The sequence below is a fragment of the Chroococcidiopsis sp. SAG 2025 genome, assembly GCF_032860985.1.
In the GTDB taxonomy this organism is placed as follows: Bacteria; Cyanobacteriota; Cyanobacteriia; order Cyanobacteriales; family Chroococcidiopsidaceae; genus Chroococcidiopsis.
Genome location: NZ_JAOCNC010000001.1, coordinates 3,602,367 through 3,625,049 on the forward strand (window position 1 = coordinate 3,602,367; position 22,683 = coordinate 3,625,049).

Genomic DNA, 22,683 nt, shown 5'->3' on the forward strand with positions numbered 1-22,683 from the left:
CTCACTCCTCGCTCCTCACTCCTCGCTCCTCGCTCCTTCTTACAGCATTGCCGCCATGATTCTGTGTATTGGAAATATTCTTAACCCTACAGAGCTAGAAACTACGATCGCCAAACTGGAGATGGCTGAGTTCGTGGACGGTAAAGCTACAGCTGGCTGGCACGCCCGCCAGGTCAAACACAATACTCAACTCCCCCAGGGATCGCCAGCACTGGCGATCGTGCGAGAGATTATCGATGCAGCTTTACGGCGACACGCCTTATTCCAAATGGCGGTGCGTCCCTATATCGTTCGTCCGGTAACTATCAGTCGCTACGATATCGGCATGTCTTACGGCACTCATATTGATAATGCTCTGATGTACGATCCTTTAATGCGATCGGATGTATCGATGACATTATTTCTCAGCAATCCTACCACTTACGAAGGGGGAGAACTGATAATAGAGAGTACCCAGGGAGAGGTAGCATTTAAGTTGCCTGCGGGGTCGGCGATCGTTTATCCTTCATCAACGTTGCACCGCGTGGAAGCCGTGACTCAAGGCGTGCGCCTAGCAGCAGTCACCTGGATTCAAAGTTTGGTACGCGATCCTCAGCAGCGAGAAATTTTGTTCGATCTCGATACGGCACGTCAAACGCTGTTTGAAGCCTCCGGCAAAACGCCCGTATTCGATTTAATTTCTAAAAGCCATGCCAATCTTTTGCGCCAGTGGACGGAGTTTTGAGCTAATGCAAAAATTTTTTAAAAGTCTGTACCTATTAATGACATTATTATTATTAAATCAAAATTGCGATCGCGAGAACGTAAGCTAGAAGGATTTATGAGCAAGATGACTCGTCGCACCTTTTTGGGTGCTAGTGCTGGTGCTGCTGCGGCAACTGTGACAATCGGGACGTGGGGGCTGGGAGCGTCAGCCCAAACAGGAGGCAATCGAGTAGTCAATCTCTATTCAGCACGTCATTACGATGCAGATAGTGAAATCTATCAAGCTTTTGCAGATGCTACGGGAATTCAGGTGAACCTAATTGAAGGTGAAGCCGATCCGCTGATCGAGCGGATTAGAAGTGAGGGAGCTAATAGTCCGGCAGATGTTTTGGTGACGGTTGATGCAGGGCGTTTGTGGCGGGCAGAACAAGCAGGGCTGTTTCAACCTGTCAAATCGGCGCTCTTGACCAAAGCTATTCCTAAAAACCTGCGTCATCCCGATGGTCTGTGGTTTGGCTTCTCGAAGCGGGCGCGGGTGATTATGTATGACAAAACTAAGGTAAAACCAGCAGACCTGTCCACATACGAAGACTTGACAAACCCAAAATGGCGCGGTCAGATCTTAGTGCGACCATCCAATAATGTTTACAACCAATCCTTAGTAGGTTCGATTTTAGCGGCTAATGGTGAGTCCAAAACAGAAGCTTGGGTGCGGGGGCTAGTAGCAAACTTTGCCCGTCCAGCTCAAGGGAATGATGTCGGACAAATTCAAGCCTGCGCTGCTGGGGTGGGGAGCTTAGCAATTTGCAATACCTATTATCTAGCACGAATGGCAGCTTCCGATAAACCTGCCGATCGCGCCGTTGCCGAAAAAATTGGCGTGTTTTTCCCCAACCAAAAGGGTCGCGGTACTCACGTCAATATTAGCGGTGGTGGATTGGTCAAGACCTCTCCCAACAAAGAAAACGCAATTAAATTCCTCGAATTTCTTGCAGGTTCTCGCGCCCAGGAAATTTTTGCGAAAAGTAATCACGAATATCCAGTCGTAGCAGGTGTTGCAGTCGATCCGATTTTGGCAAGCTACGGGAAATTTAAGGAAGATTCGCTCAATGCGGCTGTGTTTGGTCGCAATGGTGCAACAGCTCTACAAATTATGGATCGAGCTGGTTGGAAATAACGCGGGTAGCTTTGAAGTGATGGATTCCCTATGCTGTCCCGAGTGGACGGCGTAGGCTTCATTCAATCAATCTGTACAAAAAGAAATCTGCTTGTGGTTAACCGAAACAATTTTATCCAATCGAATTTCTGTACCATCATTCATCCTCAGAAAATCAGCTTGGTTTGCAGCATAAACATCCACAATAAGACCTTCAATTTCAACTGATTCATTAGCTGCATTACGATATACAATCCGACATGATTGGCGTAAGGTTGCTAATGCTTCTAGCTCATCGTGAAAACCGCAATCAATCAGAATATATTTGTCCACGATCCTTTGGTTATATGGCGTACGGGTTAAAGGTTTAGCTAGGGGTTGAAATGCTAAGTCAGTTAACGATGTAACTTGGGGTCTTTTCTTTCAGTGGTTAGATTACTTCGGGTGTAAGTATGGTTGGCAAACAATAGCTATCAATCCATACAACACTTCTCAAGTGTGTAGCTGCTATGGGGTTTTAGTCGCTAAAACATTAAACAACAGAACTCATGTTTATGTCTGTGGATTAGTTTTAGACCGCGCCACAAACGCTGCCATCAACATTTTAAAACTAAATACCCAGGGTTGCTAGGAATCTCAAGCCGATGGAGAGGGAACCTCTACTCTGCTTGGAGCAAACCTGGTACAAGTTCTCGATGTGAAGTAGGAATCCCCCGCGCGATTCGGTGGGAGCATCAACAAAAAGAATACATGACTCATGCTGCAACACTTATGTTAATTTGACCTGTCGTTACAAGTAACGACTAACCAACAGGTTTCAACATTTCTGGTAATCTCAGGTGTATAAGTAAAGCAGCAGGGTCAGTGTAGTATTGGTATGAACTTTGACCAAGCACTTGAAATAACCAACAAAGTTGTGTTTGCCCAGTGGGGTAGGCACCTGAGTGACGTGGAAACTGCTATTCTCTTGGGTGCTTGGCAAAGTCAGACCTACGAGCAGACGGCTGAGGTTGCGGGTTATTCTGTCAGTTATTTGACACGCGATGTCGGTCCCAAATTCTGGAAGCTCTTGAGCAAAGCTTTAGGAGAAAGTGTCAGTAAAACTAACTTTCGCGCTGCCTTAGAGCGTCAGTGGCGCGAGTCGATGCATGAATCTGGGGGACAAAAAGGGAGAGAGGTACAAAGTGCATCTATTAGCCTCAAGCCTGATTTTTTAGAATTTCCTAGCGGTCCAGTACCGCTTGATTCGCTGTTTTACATCGAGCGTCCGCCGATTGAAGAACTTGCTTATGCCCAAATTAGCAAACCTGGAAGCCTACTGCGACTTAAAGCTCCCAGGCAGATGGGAAAAACATCCCTGATGCATAGAATTTTGGCTCATGCCAAACAGCAGGGGTTCCACACCGTGCTGTTAAGCTTGCAACGGGCAGACAATAGCATTTTCACGTCCTTAGATAAATTCTTACGTTGGTTGTGTGCGAATGTTAGCCGTCAGTTGAATTTAGAGCCGAGGCTGGATGACTATTGGGATGAGGATATTGGCAGTAAAGTTAGCTGCTCGATATATTTCCAAGAATTTTTACTGGCAGAAATTGACTCTCCAATGGTTTTGGCTTTGGATGAAGTCAATCGGATTTTCGAGTATCCTGAAATCTCTAGCGATTTCCTGCCACTGCTGCGCTCCTGGTATGAAGATGCCTCGGAATTAGAAATCTGGAAAAAACTCCGACTGGTGGTAGTTCATGCTACGGAAGCTTATATCCCTCTAGATATCAATCAATCTCCTTTTAACGTCGGATTGCCAATTAAATTACCAGAATTTAGTTTGGCGCAAGCGCAGGAGTTGGCAGTACGTCATCGTCTGGATTGGAGTAAGAGCGAGGAGGGGGTGAAAAATCTAGCTCTCTTGCTAGCAATGGTGGGGGGACATCCCTATCTGATCCGCATTGCGCTCTATCATTTGGCACGCCAGGAGGTGAGTCTAAACCAACTCCTACAAACTGCTCCTACAGTTTCTGGAGTCTATAGCGATCGCTTGCGGGGTTATCTTGCTAATCTCCAAGAGCATCCCGAATTAGCGACAGCATTCAAGCGAGTCGTAACATCCAATGAACCCGTGCAATTAGAAGCGATCGCTGCCTATAAATTAGAAAGTATGGGATTAGTCAAGCTGGAGGGAAATTTGGCAACGCCGAGCTGTGAGTTGTATCGATTGTATTTCCGCGAGCAATTAGGCTAAGCCTATGAACGCATACGAATATCAAGTTGGTGGCAGTCTCAAAATGGATGCTCCTAGCTACGTGGAGCGACAGGCTGACGCTGAACTCTATCATGCATTGCTCAGAGGCGAGTTTTGTTATGTTTTTAGCTGCCGACAAATGGGCAAATCTAGCCTGCGGCTAAGAACTCGGCATCGCTTAGAGGAAAGAGGTTTTAGGTGTGCCTCAATCGACATGACACGGATCGGCAGCGAAAATATTACTCCCGCTCAGTGGTACAAGGGTGTGATGGTCGATCTGTTAAGAGGCTTCAATCTCTTTGGTAAAATCAATTTCAAAGCTTGGTGGCAAGAACGAGAAGATTTATCTCTACTTCAGCGATTCAGCCAGTTTATCGAAGACATTTTATTAGTCCAAATTCAGAGCGAGAAAATCTTTATTTTTATTGATGAAATTGATAGTGTACTGGGACTTAATTTCCCAACTGAAGATTTTTTTGCTTTGATTCGAGCTTGCTACAATCAGCGAGCCGAGAATCCAGAATATAATCGCCTCACCTGGGCGCTATTTGGGGTAGCAACGCCTTCAGATTTGATTGCCGATCGCCATCGGACTCCATTTAATATCGGTAAATCTATCGATCTGCATGGCTTCGATCTATCAGAAGTCCAACCGCTAGCAGCTGGGTTAGAGGATAAGGTAGCCAATCCCATATCTGTACTCAAAGATATCTTGGCGTGGACGGACGGACAGCCATTTCTGACTCAGAAACTTTGTCAAATTGCGATTCAGGAAAGGATGAGTGGGAGTCAAGATTTACAGGAATCTACAAGTCTAGAAGGCGAAGACCGATTCAAGTTAGATTACCATCTACCGATCGTGAATTATCATCTGATTCGTTTTTATTACCAATTCCCGCCATTAATCTTAGAAAAACTCGTCAGAATCCACATTATTGAAAATTGGGAAGCGAAGGACGAGCCAGAGCATTTGAAGACGATCCGCGATCGCTTGCTGCGAAACGAACAGCGTGCTAGTGCTTTGCTAGGCATCTATCAGCAAATTTTACAAGGGGTTGAAATCCCCGTAGATGACTCTCACGAGCAGATTGAGTTGTTGTTATCGGGTTTGGTGGTCAAGCACCAAGGACAATTGCAAGTCAAGAACCGCATCTATCGAGAAGTATTTAATCAAACTTGGGTAGAAAAACAATTGGCAAAACTGCGACCCTACTCCCAGGTGTTAGATGCTTGGTTAATCTCACAAAGGCGCGACTCTTCGCGGTTGTTGCGCGGACAAGCCTTAGTTGAGGCTCAAGCTTGGTCGCAGGGTAAAAGTTTGAGCGAATTGGATTATCAGTTTTTAGCAGCAAGCCAAGAGTGCGATCGCCGAGAAGTTGAGACGCGATTGGAAGCAGAACGAACTCAAGAAATAGCAGCGCGACTGTTGCAAGAGCGAAAAGCTGCCAGATTCCAAAAGTTATTTTTAGGCACTTTATGTTTGGTATTGGCGATCGCTTTAGGATTGGGAGTAGCAGCTTTCTTCCAGTCCCATTGGTGCGCGGTTGCGCTTGGATAGGCGATGAACTGAAAAATAATTTCCCCGGGAGTCAGAGCGATCGCACAGATGGCGCTCGCGAAATTGCGTTACAAAAATTCGCTCAAACATGAGCTATATGGTTGTAAATAGTTAATATCGCTGGTTTTTCCAGTTCTCTTACCAAAAATATCTATAAATTTCGACCTGTTTTTTTAGCATTTGGTATTTTTTTACTTGAGTCGTAGTTTAATGCCTCACAATTTCATAGAACTTATTAATTGGGTACGGACTTGGCGATCGCAGCGCACGAACTTTCGCTGGCAATACCCATTCATGACGATCGCAATCGCCGCGATCGCGATCGCCTGCACTAACAACTCTCAAACAAACCTATCCTCAGTCAACGAGTCCTTAAGTGACAGTAAAGTCCTAAAGGTTTGGTGGGATAAAGGCTATACTTTGGAAGAAGATGAAGCGTTGCAACAACTCGTGCGCCGCTGGGAGCAACAAACTGGCAACAAAGTCAAGCTTTCTTTCTATAACAATGACGAACTCTCGCAAAAAGCTCAAAGGGCAATTCAGGCGGGAAGTCCGCCCGATATCTTAATGAATGATAATGCCGATCGGGTGTTGAATCCGCGTTTGGCTTGGGAAGGCAAATTAGCAGATGTCTCAGATGCGATCGCACCAGTGAAGCAGTTTTATCCCGACACTGTATTAGCCAGTGTTTATTTTTATAACAACCTCAAAAAACAGCGCAGCTATTACGCAATCCCCATTCATCAAGGGATACCTCATATTTTTTACTGGCGCGATTTACTCAAGTTAGCTGGACGGAGCGAGAAGGATATTCCCCAGGATTGGAATGGCTTCTGGAAGTTTTGGAAACAAATGCAGGATACTCTGCAAACCCAACACAACCAGAAGATTTATGGAATTGGCTTTCCGATCTCAGCTGGAGTTGTAGATACCTATGAAATTTTTGAGCAAATTTTAGAAGCCTATGACGTTCAAATTCTAGATTCTCAAGGTAAACTGCGCGTTGACGATCCCAAAGTTCGCCAAGGCATTATTCAGTGTATAGATTGGTACACTCAATTCTACAAACAGGGTTATGTACCACCAGAGGCAATCAACTGGCTGAACCCAGACAATAATCGCAGCTTGCTCAATCGCCAGATCGTTATGACTCCCAACAACTCCCTCTCGATTCCTGCTGCTGTGCGCCAACAACCAGACGTTTACCGCTATAAGCTTGGCACAATTGGGTATCCTAATAAACCCAGCGGCAAGCCGATGCGTTATTTAGCTCTAGTTAAGCAAGCGGTTGTCCTCGCCGACTCCAAAAACCAGAAGTTAGCCAAGGACTTTCTTGCTTATTTAATCCAACCGCAGATAATCGGAAGTTTTCTCAAAGCTGCGGGAGGGCGTTTTTTGCCAGTCCATAAACTCGTCTGGAAAGACGCATATTGGACAGACACGAGCGATCCTCACATCTCCACTGCTGCCAAGCCAGTCATTCAGGAACAAACGCGCCTGATTTCTACTGCCCAAAACCCTGCTTACAGCCTAGTTCTAAAGGAAAGTGTTTGGAGTAAGGCTGTTAATAAAGTTGTTGTCAATGGCGTTGCTCCCGAACAAGCAGCAGATGAAGCGATCGCCCAAATTAAGCAAATCTTCGCTCAATGGCAGTGAACAGACAGGGAGCAGGGAGCAGAGAGCAGGGAGCAGTTATGACTTCTGACTTACGACTTAAACATCGCGATCGCTTTAGGTTGAGCTGTCGCTACAAATTTCTAGCATTATTTCTCAGCCTCACAGTTGTTGCTTGCACTCAAAACTCTCAAGAACAAAACTCGAAAATCAGTGTATCTCCAGCTAGCAATTCCTCTACTGAGAGTACAGTGTTGAATATTTGGTGGGACAAAGGCTTTACTTTAGAAGAAGACGAAGCACTGCAACGAGCTGCGAGCCGCTGGGAACAACAAACTGGCAACAAAGTCAAGCTGTCTTTCTATCCCACCGACGAGCTACTACAGAAGGCGGAAAGGGCAATTAAGGTAGGCAAGCCACCCGATCTCTTAATGAGTCACCGTGCTGGGGAGGAGCTAAATCCGCGTCTGGCTTGGGAGGGCAAACTAGCAGATGTTTCAGAGGCGATCGCACCTGTGAAGCAGCTCTATCCCAATTCGGCACTACAAGCTGTTAATTTTTATAACAATGCAGCTAAAAAGCGAAGTTACTATGCAGTGCCAATTTATCAGGCAACTATCCATATCTTCTACTGGCGGGACTTGCTAGAGCAAGTAGGTCGGCGCGAACGGGATATTCCTAAAGATTGGGATGGCTTTTGGGATTTTTGGTCGCAAGCACAGCGCGATCTGCGGGCAAAGCAAAAGCGGCAAATTTACGGCTTAGGCTTTCCTTTCTCGATCGGAGCTGTGGAAACCTACTTCTTTTTTGAACAGATTTTAGAAGCCTACGATGTCCAGATTCTAGACTCTCAAGGTCAACTGCGCGTAGACGATCCCCAAGTCCGTCAAGGCATTGTTAAATGCTTGGAGTGGTATGCCAAATTTTACCGTCAGGGCTACGTACCACCAGATGCAACTAACTGGTCAAATCCAGATAACAATCGCAGCTTGCTCAACCGCATTGCGCTGACAACGCCTAATCTGACGCTTTCAATTGCTGCTGCCGTGCGTCAAAATCCGAATGTCTACCGTTATCAGCTGGGTACGATCGAGTTTCCCAACAAACCTAGTGGTAAGCCAATGCGTCTGTTAGTGACACTGAGGCAGGCTGTTGTATTTAACCAGTCCCAGCACCAGAAATTAGCCAAGGACTTTCTCGCTTATTTAATCCAACCAGAGATAGCTGGAGAATATTTCAAAGCTGCGGGAGGACGTTTTTTGCCAGTCAATCGGCAAGTTTGGCAAGATCCTTTCTGGACAGATCCAACTGACCCCCATATCTCGACTGCCATGAAGCAATTGATCCAGGGTCAAACGCGATCGTTTTATCACGTCCAAAATCCCGCTTACACCTTAGTTGTGGCGGAGAATCTTTGGGGCAAAGCTCTCAATCGCATAGTTGTAGACCGCAGATCTCCAGAGCAAGCAGCGGATGAAGCGATCGCGCGGATGAAGCAAATTTTCGCTCGGTGGCAGCGAATAAACAGTGACCAGTGAAGAAAGGGCGTGAAGTGTAATGATTTACTTACGACTTACAACTTACGACTTACGACTTACCTAGTGACTTAATCTATGAAGTCTTGGAATCAACACCTGACTGCTAAAGTCGCCAGTTCCTTCTTAGTTCTATCCCTGGTAGCTGTTGGCGTGGTGGGAAGCGTTGCTTTTTTCAGTGCTAGAGAGGCTCTCAAGCAGGCTGCTTTCAATCGCCTCAGCGTTGCTGCTACCCTGAAAGAAGAAGAAATTGGGCGTTGGTTTGAAGACCAGCAACGAGATTTTCTCCTCGTAACTCAGCATCCAGAACTACAAAGGAATATCAAGATATTACTAAGTGGCAATGCCGATCCGAATTATCTTACCGCTGACAAAATTCTCTCCAATTATCTCATCAGTGTCACCCAAACCAAGCCAGCCTTAAGAGAAATTTTCATCCTCGATCGCAGCAATCAAATCGTTCTATCAACCAACAAGCAGCGCGAAGGTAACTACGAAATTCTAGCTAACGTTACCTATTTTGAACGAGTTGAGGCAAAAGATACCTTTGACCCAATTTTCTACGTTTCACCCGTCACGGGTAAGCCGTCAGTTACCTTAGCAACACCCCTACGCGATGCAGCGGGCGTGCGCCAAGGTATCATTTTAGCTCACCTCAATTTAGACCGCATTGATCGGATCGTCCGAGAACGCACGGGCTTGGGTAATAGTGGCGAGACATACTTAGTCGGCTCTTTGGTAACAAAAAACGCTTTTATCTCCAAAGCAGATAAAACTGAAGCACGGGAATTTCCTGAAGGAATTAGCAGCCAAGGCATTGATGCGGCAATGAGTGGTATCAGCGGCTCTGGACTGTATCGAAACTATGCCAAACTACCTGTAATTGGTGTCTATCGCTGGCTGAACGAGCAAGATCTGGCTTTGTTAGTGGAGATGCAGCAGGAAGAAGCATTTGCCCCTGCTCGCCAACTGGCAGGAACAATCGTACTCGTAGGACTAGCATCGGTGGGTTGTCTATCAATTGGAGTGTATTGGCTAACGCGACAGTTAAAAATCTCTCGCGAGCAGTTAGAGAATTACAGCCATAAATTGGAACAAAAAGCACAAGAAGCTGAAGCTGCCAACCTTGCCAAAAGCGAATTTTTGGCTAACATGAGCCACGAACTGCGGACTCCACTCAACGCCATTCTTGGTTTCACCCAACTGATGAGCCGCGATTGCTCGCTCAATGCGGCACAGCTAGAAAATTTGGACACGATTAATCGCAGCGGCGAGCATTTGTTGACTTTAATTAATGATGTCCTGTCAATGGCTAAAATTGAGGCGGGGCGCACAATCCTCAATGAAAATAGCTTCGATCTCTACGAATTACTAGATTCCCTTGAAGAGATGTTACAGCTCAAAGCAGAAGCCAAGGGCTTACAACTGATCTTTGAACGCACCCCTGAAGTTCCCCAATGCGTCCGCGCAGACGAGAGTAAATTGCGCCAAGTCTTGATTAATCTCCTGGGTAACGCCATTAAATTTACTCAAGCAGGCGGAGCAATCTTGCGCGTGAGAACGAAGCAGGACAAGCAGGAAGTATCCCAGCTGCAACCTACTACCTGTACCCTACATTTTGAAGTCGAAGATACGGGTCCTGGCATTACACCATCAGAGATCGAAAGATTGTTTAAACCCTTTGTCCAAACGGAAGCAGGTCGAAAATCCCATGAAGGAACTGGTCTGGGTTTAACTATTAGCCAACAGTTCGTGCGCTTAATGGGAGGAGAGATCGCGGTTAGCACGACCTTGGGTCATGGAACGATTTTTAGTTTCGAGATTCCAGTTAGCCCCGCAGCAGTGGTGGAAGTGCAGCCTCGACAGCACTATCGGCGAGTCATTGGACTCGCGCCCGACCAACCGAAGTATCGTATCTTGGTAGTTGAAGATAAATGGGAAAACCGCCAACTTCTAGTCAAGATGCTGGAATCAGTTGGCTTTGAGGTGCGCGAAGCCGAAAATGGTGAAGAAGGAGTGGCGATTTGGGAAACCTGGCAACCGCAATTAATCTGGATGGATATGCGAATGCCAGTGATGGATGGCTATGAAGCGACTAGACAGATTAAAGCCCATCTAAAAGGTCATGCGACGATTATCATCGCTCTAACAGCTAGTGCCTTTGACGAGGAACGCGCTGTAGTTTTATCTGCTGGGTGTAATGATTTTGTCCGCAAGCCCTTGCGGGAAGAAGTTATCTGGGAAAAAATGATGCAGTATTTAGGGGTGCGTTATATCTATGAAGACACCCAGCAGGCAGCCATTCCCAGCCAGCCAGAAGAGAAAGAACCCTATGCGCTGACAGCCCAAAGCTTGAGAGTCATGCCTCTTGAGTGGGTGGCACAGCTACACCAAGCAGCACTGCGGACTGATGAGAAGCTGATTTTCGATCTTCTAGAACAAATTCCACCGGATTATGCTCCTATGGCAACTGCTCTAGCCGATTTAGTAAATAACTTTCGTATTGATAAGATTATCGATCTAACGCAACTAGATTCAGCATGAATGACGATCGCGATCGGGAGCCTAAAGCGAATATTTTAGTAGTTGATGATAAGCCGGATAACTTACGACTTCTATCTGCGATGCTATCTCAGCTAGGGTATGAAGTCCGTAAAGTGATCGACGGAAAAACAGCCTTGATGACAGCGCAAGCTGCCCCGCCCGATCTAATTTTACTTGACATCATGATGCCAAACATGAATGGCTATGAGGTCTGCCAACACCTGAAAGCTTCACCAACAACCCGCGATATTCCGGTAATTTTTATCAGCGCCCTAGATGAGGTCATCGATAAAGTTAAAGCTTTTGCAGTCGGGGGAGTTGATTACATCACGAAACCCTTCAGTGAAGAGGAAGTTTTTGCCCGCGTAGAGAATAATCTGACGCTGCGGCGGTTACAACAGCAGCTGACAGAGCAAAATGCTCGCCTGCAACAAGAAATTTGCGATCGCCAAAAGGCAGAGTCAGCACTATGGCTGAGCCAGTTTTATTTAGATAAATCTAGAGATGCAATCTGTATCATTAATGCAGATGCACGGTTTGTCTATGTCAATGAAGCAGCCTGTCGCATCCTTGGATACTCCCGCATCCAACTGCTAGATATGGCTGTTCACGATGTCAATCCCAATTTCCCGACCACAATCTGGCAGTCACATTGGCAGGAAATTCGGCACAAAGGCTCCTTCACCTTTGAATCGACCTCACGGACTAAAGATGGTCGGGACATCAGCGTGGAAATAACTGCTAATTATTTAGAGTTTAACGGTCAAGAGTACAACTGTGCGATCGTTCGCGATATCACTGCTCGCAAACAGGTAGAAGCAGCGCTGCTTGGCAGCGAAGCGAAGTTTCGCCATTTGTTCGAGTCTGCGCCCGTAGGGATTTTCTCTATACGCCTTTTCGATAATTCGCTGCTGGATGCTAATCAGCACTTTGGGCAAATACTCGGTTACAGTACCACAGATGCGATCGCGCAAAAATCCATAACCGATTTTTTGAGCGATCCGACTGCCCAACAGCAGATCTTGGCAGCAAAACAGGCGGCGGGAAAAGTCTGCCAGTGCCAAATCCAAATCCGCAAACAAGACGGCGCGATAATTTGGGTGCTGTTAGCACTACGAATTGATGCCGCAGAGGATTGCTTGGTAGGCGCGATCGCTGAGATTGGCGATCGTCATTAAACAAATAGACTTCTTGCATAAATTAGAAAAAAAAGACCTATAGCGCCTTGCTTTGCGTCTTTGCTACGGACACTTTCCTCAACGGGGGGCGACGAAGTCCGCGATAGCGCCACCCCCGCACGGAAGTGTCCTCGTCTTTGCGTGACATCCAAAACAAGACTTTTGCAAGAAATCTAATACTTCAAAAGCAAATCAACCTGAGATTACCAGAGGTTTTAGCTAATAAAGGTTTCCTTTAGAATTTCAAGTTCCTTAGAGCAGCAACCACTTGTAGCTTTCCCACTGTAGTAACCGATCTGCAAGTATCGCTCAATCTCTCTATAGTCCTAAGATTAGGACTCAAGCAAGTCCAGAGATTTCCTGTAATGACAAATACAATCTATCAAATTACATTAATGAACGAAAGGTATGCAGCAACAGCCTTTAAAAAGGTAAGTTTGCAGTAGATAATCTGCAAGAGTTCTAGCAATAAATATAACTCTCATTTGAGAGCTGACGATCGCCCAGCTTGCATTTGTAAGCGAGCGGATGCGGAGTCGCACTCCGCATTAAAGCCGCGTAACACTGCCTGCCTTGACACTGCCCGTTCTTGACCGTAGCAATTGGAGTTGGAGTTGAGACGTTTTCTTTATTCTAGCGAAATCATTATTACCCTTTCAGCAACGCCAGGAGTCACAAATGCAAGTTGTCACATTACCTTTAGAACCAAAATTCGATACCAGCCAAGGGATTGCGCTCAACGATCTAGCTCAGATTTGGCAATGGCAGTTGGCTTTTGACTATCCTAATTTCAGTACAGCTACCAAAGAGAGTATTGTCTGCTGGCTGCTGGGAAACCGTGCGGAACGCCTGGACTCAGAGCAGTTTAAACTCGCACAGCAAGGGATAGCATACCGCTACCGAATTTTGCAGAATCGTTACTTAGGACAATCGCCAGAACAGGGTTATCGCCGCCTCTTGACTCGCTTGGGTAGTTTAGTAGTGCTACAAAATAAAATCCGCATGACGATCGCGCTCGGTCGCGATCGCCGTTGTCAAATTAGCGAAGTATTGCAAGAGTTTTTGCAAGATTTACTGCAACGCGATTGTTACCTACAACAGCAAATAACAGCGATCGCTGAATGTACGGATGACCTTCGCTTGCGAAACGCCTTACTATTTACTGCGATTGAAGAATATTGTTTGCGACCAGTCCGCAATCAACCGCTGATTGTCTATCGCTTTATCAACTATATGCGTCGCTATGCACCAGGAGGAGTGACGCAAGTACCGAACAACAGTGAGATTCGGATTGTTTTTGCTCAAATTCCTACTGAAGATAGCGATCGCAGTTTCAACTTGCTAGATGTACAAGCAATCGGGCAATACAAGGAACAAGAAGAAGCCGCAGAGCAACAGAGCGAGCGAGATGAAGTTAAACAGCAGCTATCTCAATACCTAGAACAAAAGTTGGGACATTCAGCCGTTCAATGGTTAAATTTATACCTGCAAGGACAATCGCAGCAAGCGATCGCTTCTCAGTTAAATTTGACCGCTAAAGATGTTTACCGCTTGCGAGAAAAAGTTTGCTATCACGCTACGAGGCTTTTTCAAAAAGGAAACAGGAAACAGGAGACAGAAGATTGGAGAATTCAGAATTGATATTCGATTTTTGTAGGGGCGCACAACTGTACGTCCCTACGACTCCTCTAGTTTATTACCTGAGATTACCAGAGATTTTAGCAGTAGATATTACTAACGAGCTTATACTTTATTTAAACTAAACGCGATCGCTTTTCAAAGTTTTAGTTAGTCAACCTGTGTTTTTCTGAGTTTTATTTATAAAATTCCAGAGGATTTCTGTAAGGACAAATAACAAGCCATAAATTAACTTAGTAAGTAGAAGGATTGCGAAAAACTATAATAACTAATCGACTCGAAAATAATCGGAGGTAATAACAAATGTCTGGCTTTACTATCACCTTAACTCATTTCAAATTTAATCTATTGCGAGCGCCATGCCAATGGCTTGACTCTATTGAAATTCATAACTCCAATCTAGCTCGATTGCTGTGCATGACGATCCCTGCTCGTTGTCCCTTTGAGCGAGAAATCAAACTTTGCGATCGCACTATTTTCCGAATTCCGCCTCTATGCAAATTGAACCCTTTCTACGAACAAATAATTGGTCTGCGCTTCAAGTGCTTGTCCTATTTGGCAGATAAATGTGGTGAAGATGTAGCCGTTTATTGTTAGTAAGTTCGAGCCTAGATGAAATATGCGGCAAGTTTTCTACATATTAATTGAACCGAAAGGATCGGGAAAAACTTATATCGGATGAAGAAATTCTTCAGGCGATCGAATTGTTACGACCTGCTGCCTCAATTTAAATCATCTCATCAAAGTTGTTATGTCGCTTGCGATCGTGGAAACCTTTGCAGATTCCCCTCTCACCCCAGAATCACCGACTGATACCGATCTTCGAGTCTTGGCTTGCTTGGCAGAACGCAATGTGACGTGGCGTTATTCACTACTGTCGCGCGATCGCCTGCGAGCGATCTGTACTTTTGATGCCCCCGATATAGAATCTGTCCGAGAATCCTATCGCAAAGGTGGCGGCATATTTAGTCGGATCTGGGCTGGGGAATTGATTCAGCCACAGGACATTCAACCACGGCGCAATCCATCAATGCTCAAGGTGATTGAAAGCACCTATCCCCCGTTCGAGCAGGAGGAGTGGAACGAAGTCAGTAGTAGAACCTTAAGCTGTTACGCCCACCGAGGAATTGAGTGGGTGCGATCTTACCTGTCGCTCGATCGCACCCGCGTTATTTGTGAATTGAACGCACCTGATACCCAGTCCATTCGGGAAGCTCAGCACCGAGCTGGAGTTTCTTTCGACCGCGTTTGGTCGGCAACGATCGTCAAACCGTAAGAGCATGTTCTTTGGGAACACTATCATCTCTGAAGCGCGGTACAAGGGCTAGTCTACACCCTGCTTGGTTTGATGCCGAGCCATTACTAGGTGCAAGATCTGAGTATGTCTATCTAAACTTTAAGACTGATTTTTTGAAAACTTCGTTCAATCTCCCCGACTTTTCCACTATTTAGAGCTAGCTTCAATACAAAAGCAGTTAGACCAATTAACTGTTGTTCATAACTCCTGTTTCAACAAATGCTGGCGTTGCAAGTTGACATGGCAATTTAGAAAAGATTTTCACTAGGAAATAGCTAAATCGTCAAAGCGATCGCGCAACGCTCTTTACTACTCAAATATTGAAGCGGTCGCGTCAAGTATGAGGATAACGTGCGTCAGTTACTAATACAAGTTGGGCGTGGCTGTGGCAAACAAGCTCTGGAAACTGCCAAGGCTTTTGACGGGGCAAATTTGGCACTCAACAAGCGCGATCGCTCACATCTCTAATCACAAAGTTGGGGGACTGTTGGGAGAGTTAAACTCTCTTCACAAACGCGCTTATAGAACGAGGTTTTAACGTGACACCGCCGATCAATGTCAACGTCTTAGAAGCACCAACTAGAACTTGAGCTAGATTCAGCCTGTCAAGCACTTGTGGGATACTTTAATCGCTCGCGCTGATCTGTAAACATATACATGACTTGGGATGGAATGGCGATCGCGGCTGAAACAGGAGGTAACAGTTGGAGCAAGTTTTTAAATTGATTAGCTTTAATACCGAAATCGGGCTAAGGGTGTTATTCACTATAGCTTTCCCGATCGCACTCTGGTTACTGCGTCGTGTTGTTAATGCTTTGATCGGAGAATCAATTCGCGATCGCTACAACGGGCGAATTTGGTTCTGGGCAGGGCAAGGACTAAATCTAATTACGGCAGTGCTAGTTAATCTTGGGGCTGCTAGAAATTTGGTTTGACAACCCCAAAAGATGCTGTTAGTCGAAATATTCTTAAAGCTTTTGATGCTGCGGGGATTAAAATTGCGACGACAACTTACAATATTGTCGGATTTCCTCCACTTCAGATTGAGAATAGCCTAAGTAATACAAAAGAGAATTCGCAACATTAATCTACTGCATTATTTGAGGTATTAGGATAAACGACTATGGATATTCAAGCAGCAATAACAGCAGCATGGAATAAGATTGGGGGGCTGATAGACGGCGCGATCGTCATGCTGCCAAACATTGTCTTGGCGATCGTTGTTTTTATTATATTTTTCTTCGCCGCTCGCTGGTTGAAGGTAATAGTCAAACGCCTCACTCGCAGGCATCGGCAAGCACGAAATTTAGGCATGGTGCTGGGGCGATTGGCTCAGGGAGCCGTCATTCTCCTGGGCTTATTTGTGGCGCTATCAATTATTGTTCCAACATTTAGAGCCGGAGATTTAGTACAGCTACTCGGGATTAGTGGTGTGGCAATTGGTTTTGCCTTCCGCGACATTCTGCAAAACTTCCTATCTGGAATTCTGATTTTATTGACTGAACCCTTCAAAATCGAAGATCAAATCGTTTTCAAAGACTTTGAAGGAACAGTAGAAAACATCGAGACACGCGCTACAACAATTAGAACTTACGACGGTCGCCGAATTGTCATTCCTAACTCCGAATTATTTACAAATTCGGTGACTGTTAACACTGCTTTTGATGCTCGTCGGATCGAATACGATGTCGGCATTGGCTACGGTGACGATGTTAACCAAGCAAAGCAATTGATGCTAGAAGCAATCTATAGCGTGGATGACGTTTTGCGAGATCCGGCTGCCGATGTCTTGGTACTAGAACTAGCTGAAAGTAGCGTTAACATCCGCGCTCGTTGGTGGATTAAACCGCCAAGACGGATAGACGATCTCAATTCGCGAGACAAAGTAATTTCTGCGCTCAAGCAAAAGCTCTACGTGGAAAATGGCATCGACTTGCCTTATCCGACACGCCAAATCCTATTTCACGACCAAACCGAAGAGACAGATGGCGATCGCACTCGTCAGCGTGAAGGGTGGCCCGCTGGCAACAAAGAAGTCCCCAAACCGCGCAGTATCAGCGGTTCTCTCAAACGAATCGCCCAAATCCAAGCGTCAAAAAACGGTAATAGCAGCAACCAAAATCTCAGTGTGGACGATGGCAAATGAAAAATGTCAAGCTAGGCAAACTTTGGGATCGCCTGCACTCTAGCTACTGGTTTTTGCCAACAACTATGGCAGTTCTAGCGATCGCCCTAGCATTTACGATGCTTTCCCTCGATCGCGCTGGCTTCTACGGACCGTTGGAAAAATGGGGCTGGATCTATACAGGTGGCGCTAATGGGGCGCGAGAGGTGCTTTCATCTGTAGCTGGTTCGGTGATTTCTGTGGCTGCGACTGCTTTCTCAATTACCATCGTAGCGCTTCAGCTGGCTGCTTCTAATTACAGTCCTCGTTTGCTGCGTAACTTTATGCAGGATACGGGCAATCAACTTGTCTTGGGGACATTTATTGGTACGTTCATCTACTGCTTGCTGGTACTGCGGACTGTACGCGGTGATGGCGATGATTACGACTCCTTTGTGCCGCAGCTCGCAGTCACCGTTGGGATATTGCTGGCACTTGCCAGTATTGGCGTACTGATTTTTTTCATCCATCACGCCTCTACGATTATTCAGGCATCCCATATCATTATGGAAGCGAGTCACGATCTTCACCAAGCCATCGATATATCGCCACTTGCGATCGCCGCAAAATCCTCTCATTGGCAGAAGCAATATTTTTCCAACCAGCTCAGCTTGAAGAAAGAAATGACTTGCAATGCAGGTGATTTGCACTCTCAGCTCTGAGGAAAATGACTTTAACAACACATGTTTAGAATTTTGTTTGCAGTTGCCGAGCCATCAACATCTAATTCTAATCTTGTTTGGTTATCGGCACTATTTGCCGTCATTTTGGCTCTAGTACATCTGTTTTCCGGTAAACTCCGCTTTCTCGAAAGAACTCCTCGCAGTATTTGGCTGTCTGTAAGTGGCGGTGTTTCAGTTGCCTATGTCTTCGTCCATATCTTGCCCGAATTGAGTCAGGCACAGGAGACAGTTAAAGGTACGGTAGGCAAGGCACTATTGTTTCTAGAACATCACGTATATCTTTTGGCACTATTAGGATTAGCCGTGTTTTATGGCTTAGAACGGGCGGCTAAAGTATCGCGCCAGCGCAACCGCAAAGCAGGTAGGGGAGATTTTGCTTCATCGGGTGTTTTCTGGGTGCATATTGCCTCGTTTGCTCTCTACAATGCCTTAATTGGCTATCTACTATTGCACAGAGAGGAACCAGGAGTTCAAAGTCTATTATTTTTCTTTATGGCAATGGCTTTGCACTTCATAGTCAATGACAATGGATTGCGCGAACATCACCAGCGTACCTATGAAAAAACTGGTCGCTGGATACTGGCAGCAGCAATTATTTGTGGTTGGGCGATCGGGCTGGGAACTCAACTGTCTGAGGCGGCGATCGCGTTACTCTTTGCTTTTCTCGCCGGAGGAATTGTACTTAATGTTTTGAAAGAAGAACTCCCAGAAGAACGCCAAAGTCGCTTCTGGGCTTTTGCCCTCGGTGCAAGTATATATTCTGCGCTTTTGGTCGCACTATAATGTCGATAGTCTGTGTTAATCATCGAGCTAGAGCGGGTGCAAGAGATGAAAGGCAGCAGAACTGTTTGCACGGCTGTGTCTCCACCTTAATAAGTGAATTTTCAGAAACGAGCGATTAGCTACGCTTAATTAATTCAAAAGCTGCTTTTTGTAGTATGGAATAGCTTCCAGTACAGTCAAAAATGAAAGCAGAATTCTTGAAGATATTGTCTCAGCCTTTGAGTGCTTGTTCCTTAGCAAAAGCAGTTTTTTGTCGATCTAGAATCGAGTCAAATCAAACTAGTAATTTTTTGTCATTTTTTCATCACATTTATCTATAAAACTAGAGGTACATAATGTCGTATTAGACGCAAGCCTACACTGTCATGAAAACCTGAGTGCAAGTGCGATCTGTTCAATCTATGTGCTTTTAATTACTCAGATTAAAATATTGAATAGCTAGAGATGGAAGCAATTTTATTAGATTTAATTAAGTAATCTGAGTTTTTCAGTCCTATTTAATGGGAGATGCAGATGTTGATGAAATACTCTATTAGCTACTTATAAGCTGCCAACATAGCTACTTGAAAACTTATAGTATTAGCCGTAATTCGATCGCCATTGTTTGAGTTATTAACAAAGTTGAATAGAGCGAGTACGAGCTTTGAAATCATTTTAATTAGTGCCGTAGATACAACCATGACAACCACTGCAACAGGTAGCCAATTAGAGCGTCAATACCACGGACTTTCAGTTGGGGAAGTAGCTAACTCACTTAATGCCAATCCCGAAAGGGGTTTAACAGCAGCAGAAGTTAAGCAAAGGTTGAACCAATATGGTGAGAACGAACTCAAGGCGAAACCAGGTAAACCCGCATGGTTGCGGTTTTTATTGCAATTCAATCAGCCTTTACTTTATATCTTGCTAATCGCAGGGATAATTAAAGCCTTTTTGGGTTCTTGGACAAATGCGCTCGTGATTTGGGGTGTAACGGTAATTAACGCGATTATCGGTTTCGTACAAGAATCAAAAGCAGAAGGCGCGATCGCAGCTTTAGCGCAAGCCGTCACTACAGAAGCAACTGTATTGCGCGACGGACAAAAGATCCGCATTCCCTCAAAAGAGATCGTACCTGGCGATATCGTCATGCTGACTTCTGGCGATAAAGTGCCAGCCGATCTGCGCTTGGTAAATAGCCGGAACTTGCAAGTAGACGAATCAGCTCTCACTGGCGAATCTGTTCCAGTGGAAAAGTCAACCGCTCCACTTCAGCCTGATACTCCTTTAGCAGAACGGCTTAACATGGCATATGCAGGTAGCTTTGTTACCTTCGGGCAGGGAAGCGGTATTGTCGTAGCAACAGCAGGCAATACGGAGGTAGGGCGCATTTCCCAAACCATCGAGCAACGGACTAACTTAAGTACACCTCTAACTCGTAAGTTTGACAAATTTAGCCGCACATTACTCTACGTCATTTTAGGTCTGGCAGCACTCACATTAGCAGTAGGGTTGGGTCAAGGGCAGACCTTTGCAGGAATGTTTGAAGCGGCTGTCGCTTTGGCAGTCAGTGCCATTCCTGAAGGACTACCAGCAGTGGTAACGGTGACGCTAGCAATTGGAGTTAACCGCATGGCACGCCGTCACGCCATTATCCGCAAATTACCTGCGGTAGAAACTTTAGGCGGCGCGACAGTCATTTGCTCTGATAAAACAGGGACGCTGACAGAAAACCAAATGACAGTGCAAGCGATTTATGCTGGAGGCGATCGCTTTACTGTTAGCGGTACGGGTTACAGTCCCGAAGGGGAGATAAGAGAGCTTGGGGAAAACCAAAGCCTACCTGTAGCTCTGCAAGAATGTTTAATCGCTGGGCTATTGTGTAATGACTCGCGGTTGGAAGAAAAAAACGATCGCTGGGTAGTAGTGGGAGATCCGACAGAAGGAGCTTTGATTGCAGTTGCCAAGAAAGCAGGGATAAGTCAGTCCGAATTAGTAGAGTCAATTCCCAGGCTGGATGCAATTCCCTTTGAATCTCAGTTTCAGTACATGGCGACGTTGCATGAAGTCGGGAGTCGGGAGTCAGTAGGAGCAGGTTTAGAAACCCGCCCGTACAGGAGTGGAGAAGAATCTAAAGTTATTTATGTTAAAGGTTCGGTGGAGGCAATTTTGAGCCGTACGCGGCAAATGCTGGATAAAAACGGCAACCCAATTGCTATCAACCGCGCCGAAGTCGAACAGCAGGTTGAGTTAATGGCAAAGCAGGGATTGCGAGTGCTGGCTTTTGCTAAAAAAGCAGTTGGGGATAACCAGAATTCTGTAGACCATGATGATATCGAAACCGATCTGGTTTTTATCGGCTTGCAGGGAATGATCGATCCGCCACGCGCTGAAGCGATCGCCGCAGTGCGTAACTGTCAATCGGCAGGAATTGACGTGAAGATGATTACTGGCGACCACATTACCACAGCTAGGGCGATCGCCGAACGGATGGGTTTGCAAAAAGATGGCAAGGTGGAGGCATTTGAAGGGCAGCAACTCGCCCAAATGGACGATCGCCAATTAGCCCAAGCGGTAGAAGATGGTGTAGTTTTTGCCAGAGTTGCCCCAGCTCAAAAATTGCGGTTGGTAGAAGCTTTACAGTCCAAAGGTGAAATTGTTGCCATGACGGGAGACGGGGTGAATGATGCCCCAGCACTCAGACAAGCCGATATTGGCGTAGCGATGGGCGGTGCGGGAACAGATGTTGCCAGGGAAGCCGCCGATATGCTGCTGACGGATGATAACTTTGCTTCGATTGAAGCCGCAGTAGAGGAAGGACGGACGGTATATCAAAACTTACGTAAGGCGATCGCGTTTATCTTACCCGTCAATGGTGGCGAGTCAATGACAATTTTAATTAGTGCTTTACTTGCCAGAGATCTACCAATTCTGTCTTTACAAGTTTTGTGGTTAAATATGGTCAACTCAGTGGCGATGACAGTACCGCTTGCATTTGAACCGAAGTCTGAGGGGGTAATGCACTCATCCCCGCGCAACCCAAGAGAACCGTTAATCTCAGGAAAACTGTTACAGCGGATTCTGGCAATTTCCGTTTTTAACTGGATTCTGATTTTTGGTTTTTTCGAGGGGGTACGTCAAAATACGGGAGATGTCACCTTGGCGCGAACGATGGCAATTCAAGCTTTGGTTGCAGCTAGGATCGTGTATTTATTGAGTATCAGCCATTTAGGGAAAGCGATCGCGCTGAGAATCCGTGGTAGAAGAGTTTCAATTGGTGAGACAAAGGCAATTGGGCTGGGTATTCTTGCCGCAGTTGTATTACAAATTGTCTTCAGTCAATGGAGCGTCATGAATAACTTATTTGCGACCGCACCATTGAATCTACAGCAGTGGTTAATTTGTTTGTTGCCTGCTTTACCGATGATTCCATTGGCTATTTTGGTTAACTCAGATCTTGCAGCATTCTCGATAAGCAAGAATGGGTAAAGGTTTGAGGATAATTTCAAAATCGAATTGTGCAGCAATGTCAGCATTGACTCGGATGAACCGCAGCAATTGTAACCACAGAACCGAGGGAAACAGTACAGTTAATGCCAAATCACTGGCAGCT

Annotated in this window: 17 protein-coding genes and 2 pseudogenes; 17 read left to right on the plus strand and 2 right to left on the minus strand. The window is 45.7% G+C overall.

All coding sequences use genetic code 11. The features are described 5' to 3' along the window. Nucleotides 1-55: 55 nt before the first annotated feature. Nucleotides 56-724 carry a Fe2+-dependent dioxygenase gene (locus N4J56_RS17465; RefSeq protein ID WP_317107584.1) on the plus strand — a complete coding sequence of 223 codons (669 nt, stop codon included), beginning with the start codon at nucleotides 56-58 and terminating at the stop codon, nucleotides 722-724. Nucleotides 725-820: 96 nt separating this feature from the next. Then, nucleotides 821-1,882, plus strand: a complete 1,062-nt coding sequence (locus N4J56_RS17470) for a Fe(3+) ABC transporter substrate-binding protein (RefSeq protein WP_317107585.1) — start codon at nucleotides 821-823, stop codon at nucleotides 1,880-1,882. Nucleotides 1,883-1,948: 66 nt separating this feature from the next. Here the strand turns inward: N4J56_RS17470 and N4J56_RS17475 are convergent, their stop codons facing one another. Next, nucleotides 1,949-2,194: a hypothetical protein gene (locus N4J56_RS17475; protein ID WP_317107586.1), complete on the minus strand. Its 246-nt coding sequence runs from the start codon at nucleotides 2,192-2,194 to the stop codon at nucleotides 1,949-1,951. An 88-nt stretch (nucleotides 2,195-2,282) separates the two neighbouring features. Here N4J56_RS17475 and N4J56_RS41090 point away from each other — a divergent pair. The 15 genes and pseudogenes from N4J56_RS41090 to N4J56_RS17545 form a co-directional block, all read left to right on the plus strand. Next, a pseudogene (locus tag N4J56_RS41090) lies at nucleotides 2,283-2,492 on the plus strand (zinc ribbon domain-containing protein); the annotation flags it as partial. 246 nt (nucleotides 2,493-2,738) lie between these two features. Next, nucleotides 2,739-4,100 carry an AAA-like domain-containing protein gene (locus N4J56_RS17480; RefSeq protein WP_317107587.1) on the plus strand — a complete coding sequence of 454 codons (1,362 nt, stop codon included), beginning with the start codon at nucleotides 2,739-2,741 and terminating at the stop codon, nucleotides 4,098-4,100. A 4-nt stretch (nucleotides 4,101-4,104) separates the two neighbouring features. Continuing rightward, on the plus strand, nucleotides 4,105-5,658 hold the full coding sequence (locus N4J56_RS17485; RefSeq protein ID WP_317107588.1) for an AAA-like domain-containing protein: 1,554 nt from the start codon (nucleotides 4,105-4,107) through the stop codon (nucleotides 5,656-5,658). Nucleotides 5,659-5,952: 294 nt separating this feature from the next. Next, complete coding sequence (locus tag N4J56_RS17490; RefSeq protein ID WP_317107589.1) at nucleotides 5,953-7,314, plus strand: ABC transporter substrate-binding protein; 1,362 nt, start codon at nucleotides 5,953-5,955, stop codon at nucleotides 7,312-7,314. Continuing rightward, nucleotides 7,305-8,810 carry an ABC transporter substrate-binding protein gene (locus N4J56_RS17495; protein WP_317107590.1) on the plus strand — a complete coding sequence of 502 codons (1,506 nt, stop codon included), beginning with the start codon at nucleotides 7,305-7,307 and terminating at the stop codon, nucleotides 8,808-8,810. The genes N4J56_RS17490 and N4J56_RS17495 overlap by 10 nt, the downstream gene beginning before the upstream one ends. A 75-nt stretch (nucleotides 8,811-8,885) precedes the next feature. Further along, nucleotides 8,886-11,351 carry a hybrid sensor histidine kinase/response regulator gene (locus N4J56_RS17500; RefSeq protein WP_317107591.1) on the plus strand — a complete coding sequence of 822 codons (2,466 nt, stop codon included), beginning with the start codon at nucleotides 8,886-8,888 and terminating at the stop codon, nucleotides 11,349-11,351. After that, complete coding sequence (locus tag N4J56_RS17505; RefSeq protein ID WP_317107592.1) at nucleotides 11,348-12,529, plus strand: PAS domain S-box protein; 1,182 nt, start codon at nucleotides 11,348-11,350, stop codon at nucleotides 12,527-12,529. The genes N4J56_RS17500 and N4J56_RS17505 overlap by 4 nt, the downstream gene beginning before the upstream one ends. 678 nt (nucleotides 12,530-13,207) lie before the next feature. Next, nucleotides 13,208-14,170: a hypothetical protein gene (locus N4J56_RS17510; RefSeq protein WP_317107593.1), complete on the plus strand. Its 963-nt coding sequence runs from the start codon at nucleotides 13,208-13,210 to the stop codon at nucleotides 14,168-14,170. Nucleotides 14,171-14,470: 300 nt separating this feature from the next. After that, on the plus strand, nucleotides 14,471-14,764 hold the full coding sequence (locus N4J56_RS17515) for a Mo-dependent nitrogenase C-terminal domain-containing protein (protein ID WP_317107594.1): 294 nt from the start codon (nucleotides 14,471-14,473) through the stop codon (nucleotides 14,762-14,764). 154 nt (nucleotides 14,765-14,918) lie between these two features. After that, the gene (locus N4J56_RS17520) at nucleotides 14,919-15,443 is read left to right on the plus strand and encodes a DUF4242 domain-containing protein (protein ID WP_317107595.1); all 525 of its coding nucleotides are present in this window, start codon (nucleotides 14,919-14,921) and stop codon (nucleotides 15,441-15,443) included. 725 nt (nucleotides 15,444-16,168) lie between these two features. Next, complete coding sequence (locus tag N4J56_RS17525; protein ID WP_317107596.1) at nucleotides 16,169-16,399, plus strand: hypothetical protein; 231 nt, start codon at nucleotides 16,169-16,171, stop codon at nucleotides 16,397-16,399. A 188-nt stretch (nucleotides 16,400-16,587) separates the two neighbouring features. Next, entirely contained in the window at nucleotides 16,588-17,610 is a 1,023-nt protein-coding gene (locus N4J56_RS17530; protein ID WP_317106493.1) for a mechanosensitive ion channel family protein, read from the plus strand. After that, nucleotides 17,607-18,218: pseudogene (locus N4J56_RS17535) on the plus strand (DUF2254 domain-containing protein); the annotation flags it as partial. The gene N4J56_RS17530 and the pseudogene N4J56_RS17535, both read left to right, overlap by 4 nt. Before the next feature lie 93 nt (nucleotides 18,219-18,311). Then, nucleotides 18,312-19,094 carry a hypothetical protein gene (locus N4J56_RS17540; protein WP_317107598.1) on the plus strand — a complete coding sequence of 261 codons (783 nt, stop codon included), beginning with the start codon at nucleotides 18,312-18,314 and terminating at the stop codon, nucleotides 19,092-19,094. 678 nt (nucleotides 19,095-19,772) lie between these two features. Next, the gene (locus tag N4J56_RS17545; protein ID WP_317107599.1) at nucleotides 19,773-22,559 is read left to right on the plus strand and encodes a cation-transporting P-type ATPase; all 2,787 of its coding nucleotides are present in this window, start codon (nucleotides 19,773-19,775) and stop codon (nucleotides 22,557-22,559) included. Here the strand turns inward: N4J56_RS17545 and N4J56_RS17550 are convergent. Then, complete coding sequence (locus N4J56_RS17550) at nucleotides 22,521-22,670, minus strand: hypothetical protein (protein ID WP_317106469.1); 150 nt, start codon at nucleotides 22,668-22,670, stop codon at nucleotides 22,521-22,523. The two genes, N4J56_RS17545 and N4J56_RS17550, sit on opposite strands and share 39 nt — an antisense overlap. Nucleotides 22,671-22,683 lie beyond the last annotated feature (13 nt).

Bases quoted from the DNA above. Each gene is read 5' to 3' on its own strand.
- N4J56_RS17465 (WP_317107584.1), top strand. From the start codon at position 56: ATGATTCTGTGTATTGGAAATATTCTTAACCCTACAGAGCTAGAAACT.
- N4J56_RS17470 (WP_317107585.1), top strand. From the start codon at position 821: ATGAGCAAGATGACTCGTCGCACCTTTTTGGGTGCTAGTGCTGGTGCT.
- N4J56_RS17480 (WP_317107587.1), top strand. From the start codon at position 2,739: ATGAACTTTGACCAAGCACTTGAAATAACCAACAAAGTTGTGTTTGCC.
- N4J56_RS17485 (WP_317107588.1), top strand. From the start codon at position 4,105: ATGAACGCATACGAATATCAAGTTGGTGGCAGTCTCAAAATGGATGCT.
- N4J56_RS17490 (WP_317107589.1), top strand. From the start codon at position 5,953: ATGACGATCGCAATCGCCGCGATCGCGATCGCCTGCACTAACAACTCT.
- N4J56_RS17495 (WP_317107590.1), top strand. From the start codon at position 7,305: ATGGCAGTGAACAGACAGGGAGCAGGGAGCAGAGAGCAGGGAGCAGTT.
- N4J56_RS17500 (WP_317107591.1), top strand. From the start codon at position 8,886: ATGAAGTCTTGGAATCAACACCTGACTGCTAAAGTCGCCAGTTCCTTC.
- N4J56_RS17505 (WP_317107592.1), top strand. From the start codon at position 11,348: ATGAATGACGATCGCGATCGGGAGCCTAAAGCGAATATTTTAGTAGTT.
- N4J56_RS17510 (WP_317107593.1), top strand. From the start codon at position 13,208: ATGCAAGTTGTCACATTACCTTTAGAACCAAAATTCGATACCAGCCAA.
- N4J56_RS17515 (WP_317107594.1), top strand. From the start codon at position 14,471: ATGTCTGGCTTTACTATCACCTTAACTCATTTCAAATTTAATCTATTG.
- N4J56_RS17520 (WP_317107595.1), top strand. From the start codon at position 14,919: ATGTCGCTTGCGATCGTGGAAACCTTTGCAGATTCCCCTCTCACCCCA.
- N4J56_RS17530 (WP_317106493.1), top strand. From the start codon at position 16,588: ATGGATATTCAAGCAGCAATAACAGCAGCATGGAATAAGATTGGGGGG.
- N4J56_RS17540 (WP_317107598.1), top strand. From the start codon at position 18,312: ATGTTTAGAATTTTGTTTGCAGTTGCCGAGCCATCAACATCTAATTCT.
- N4J56_RS17545 (WP_317107599.1), top strand. From the start codon at position 19,773: ATGACAACCACTGCAACAGGTAGCCAATTAGAGCGTCAATACCACGGA.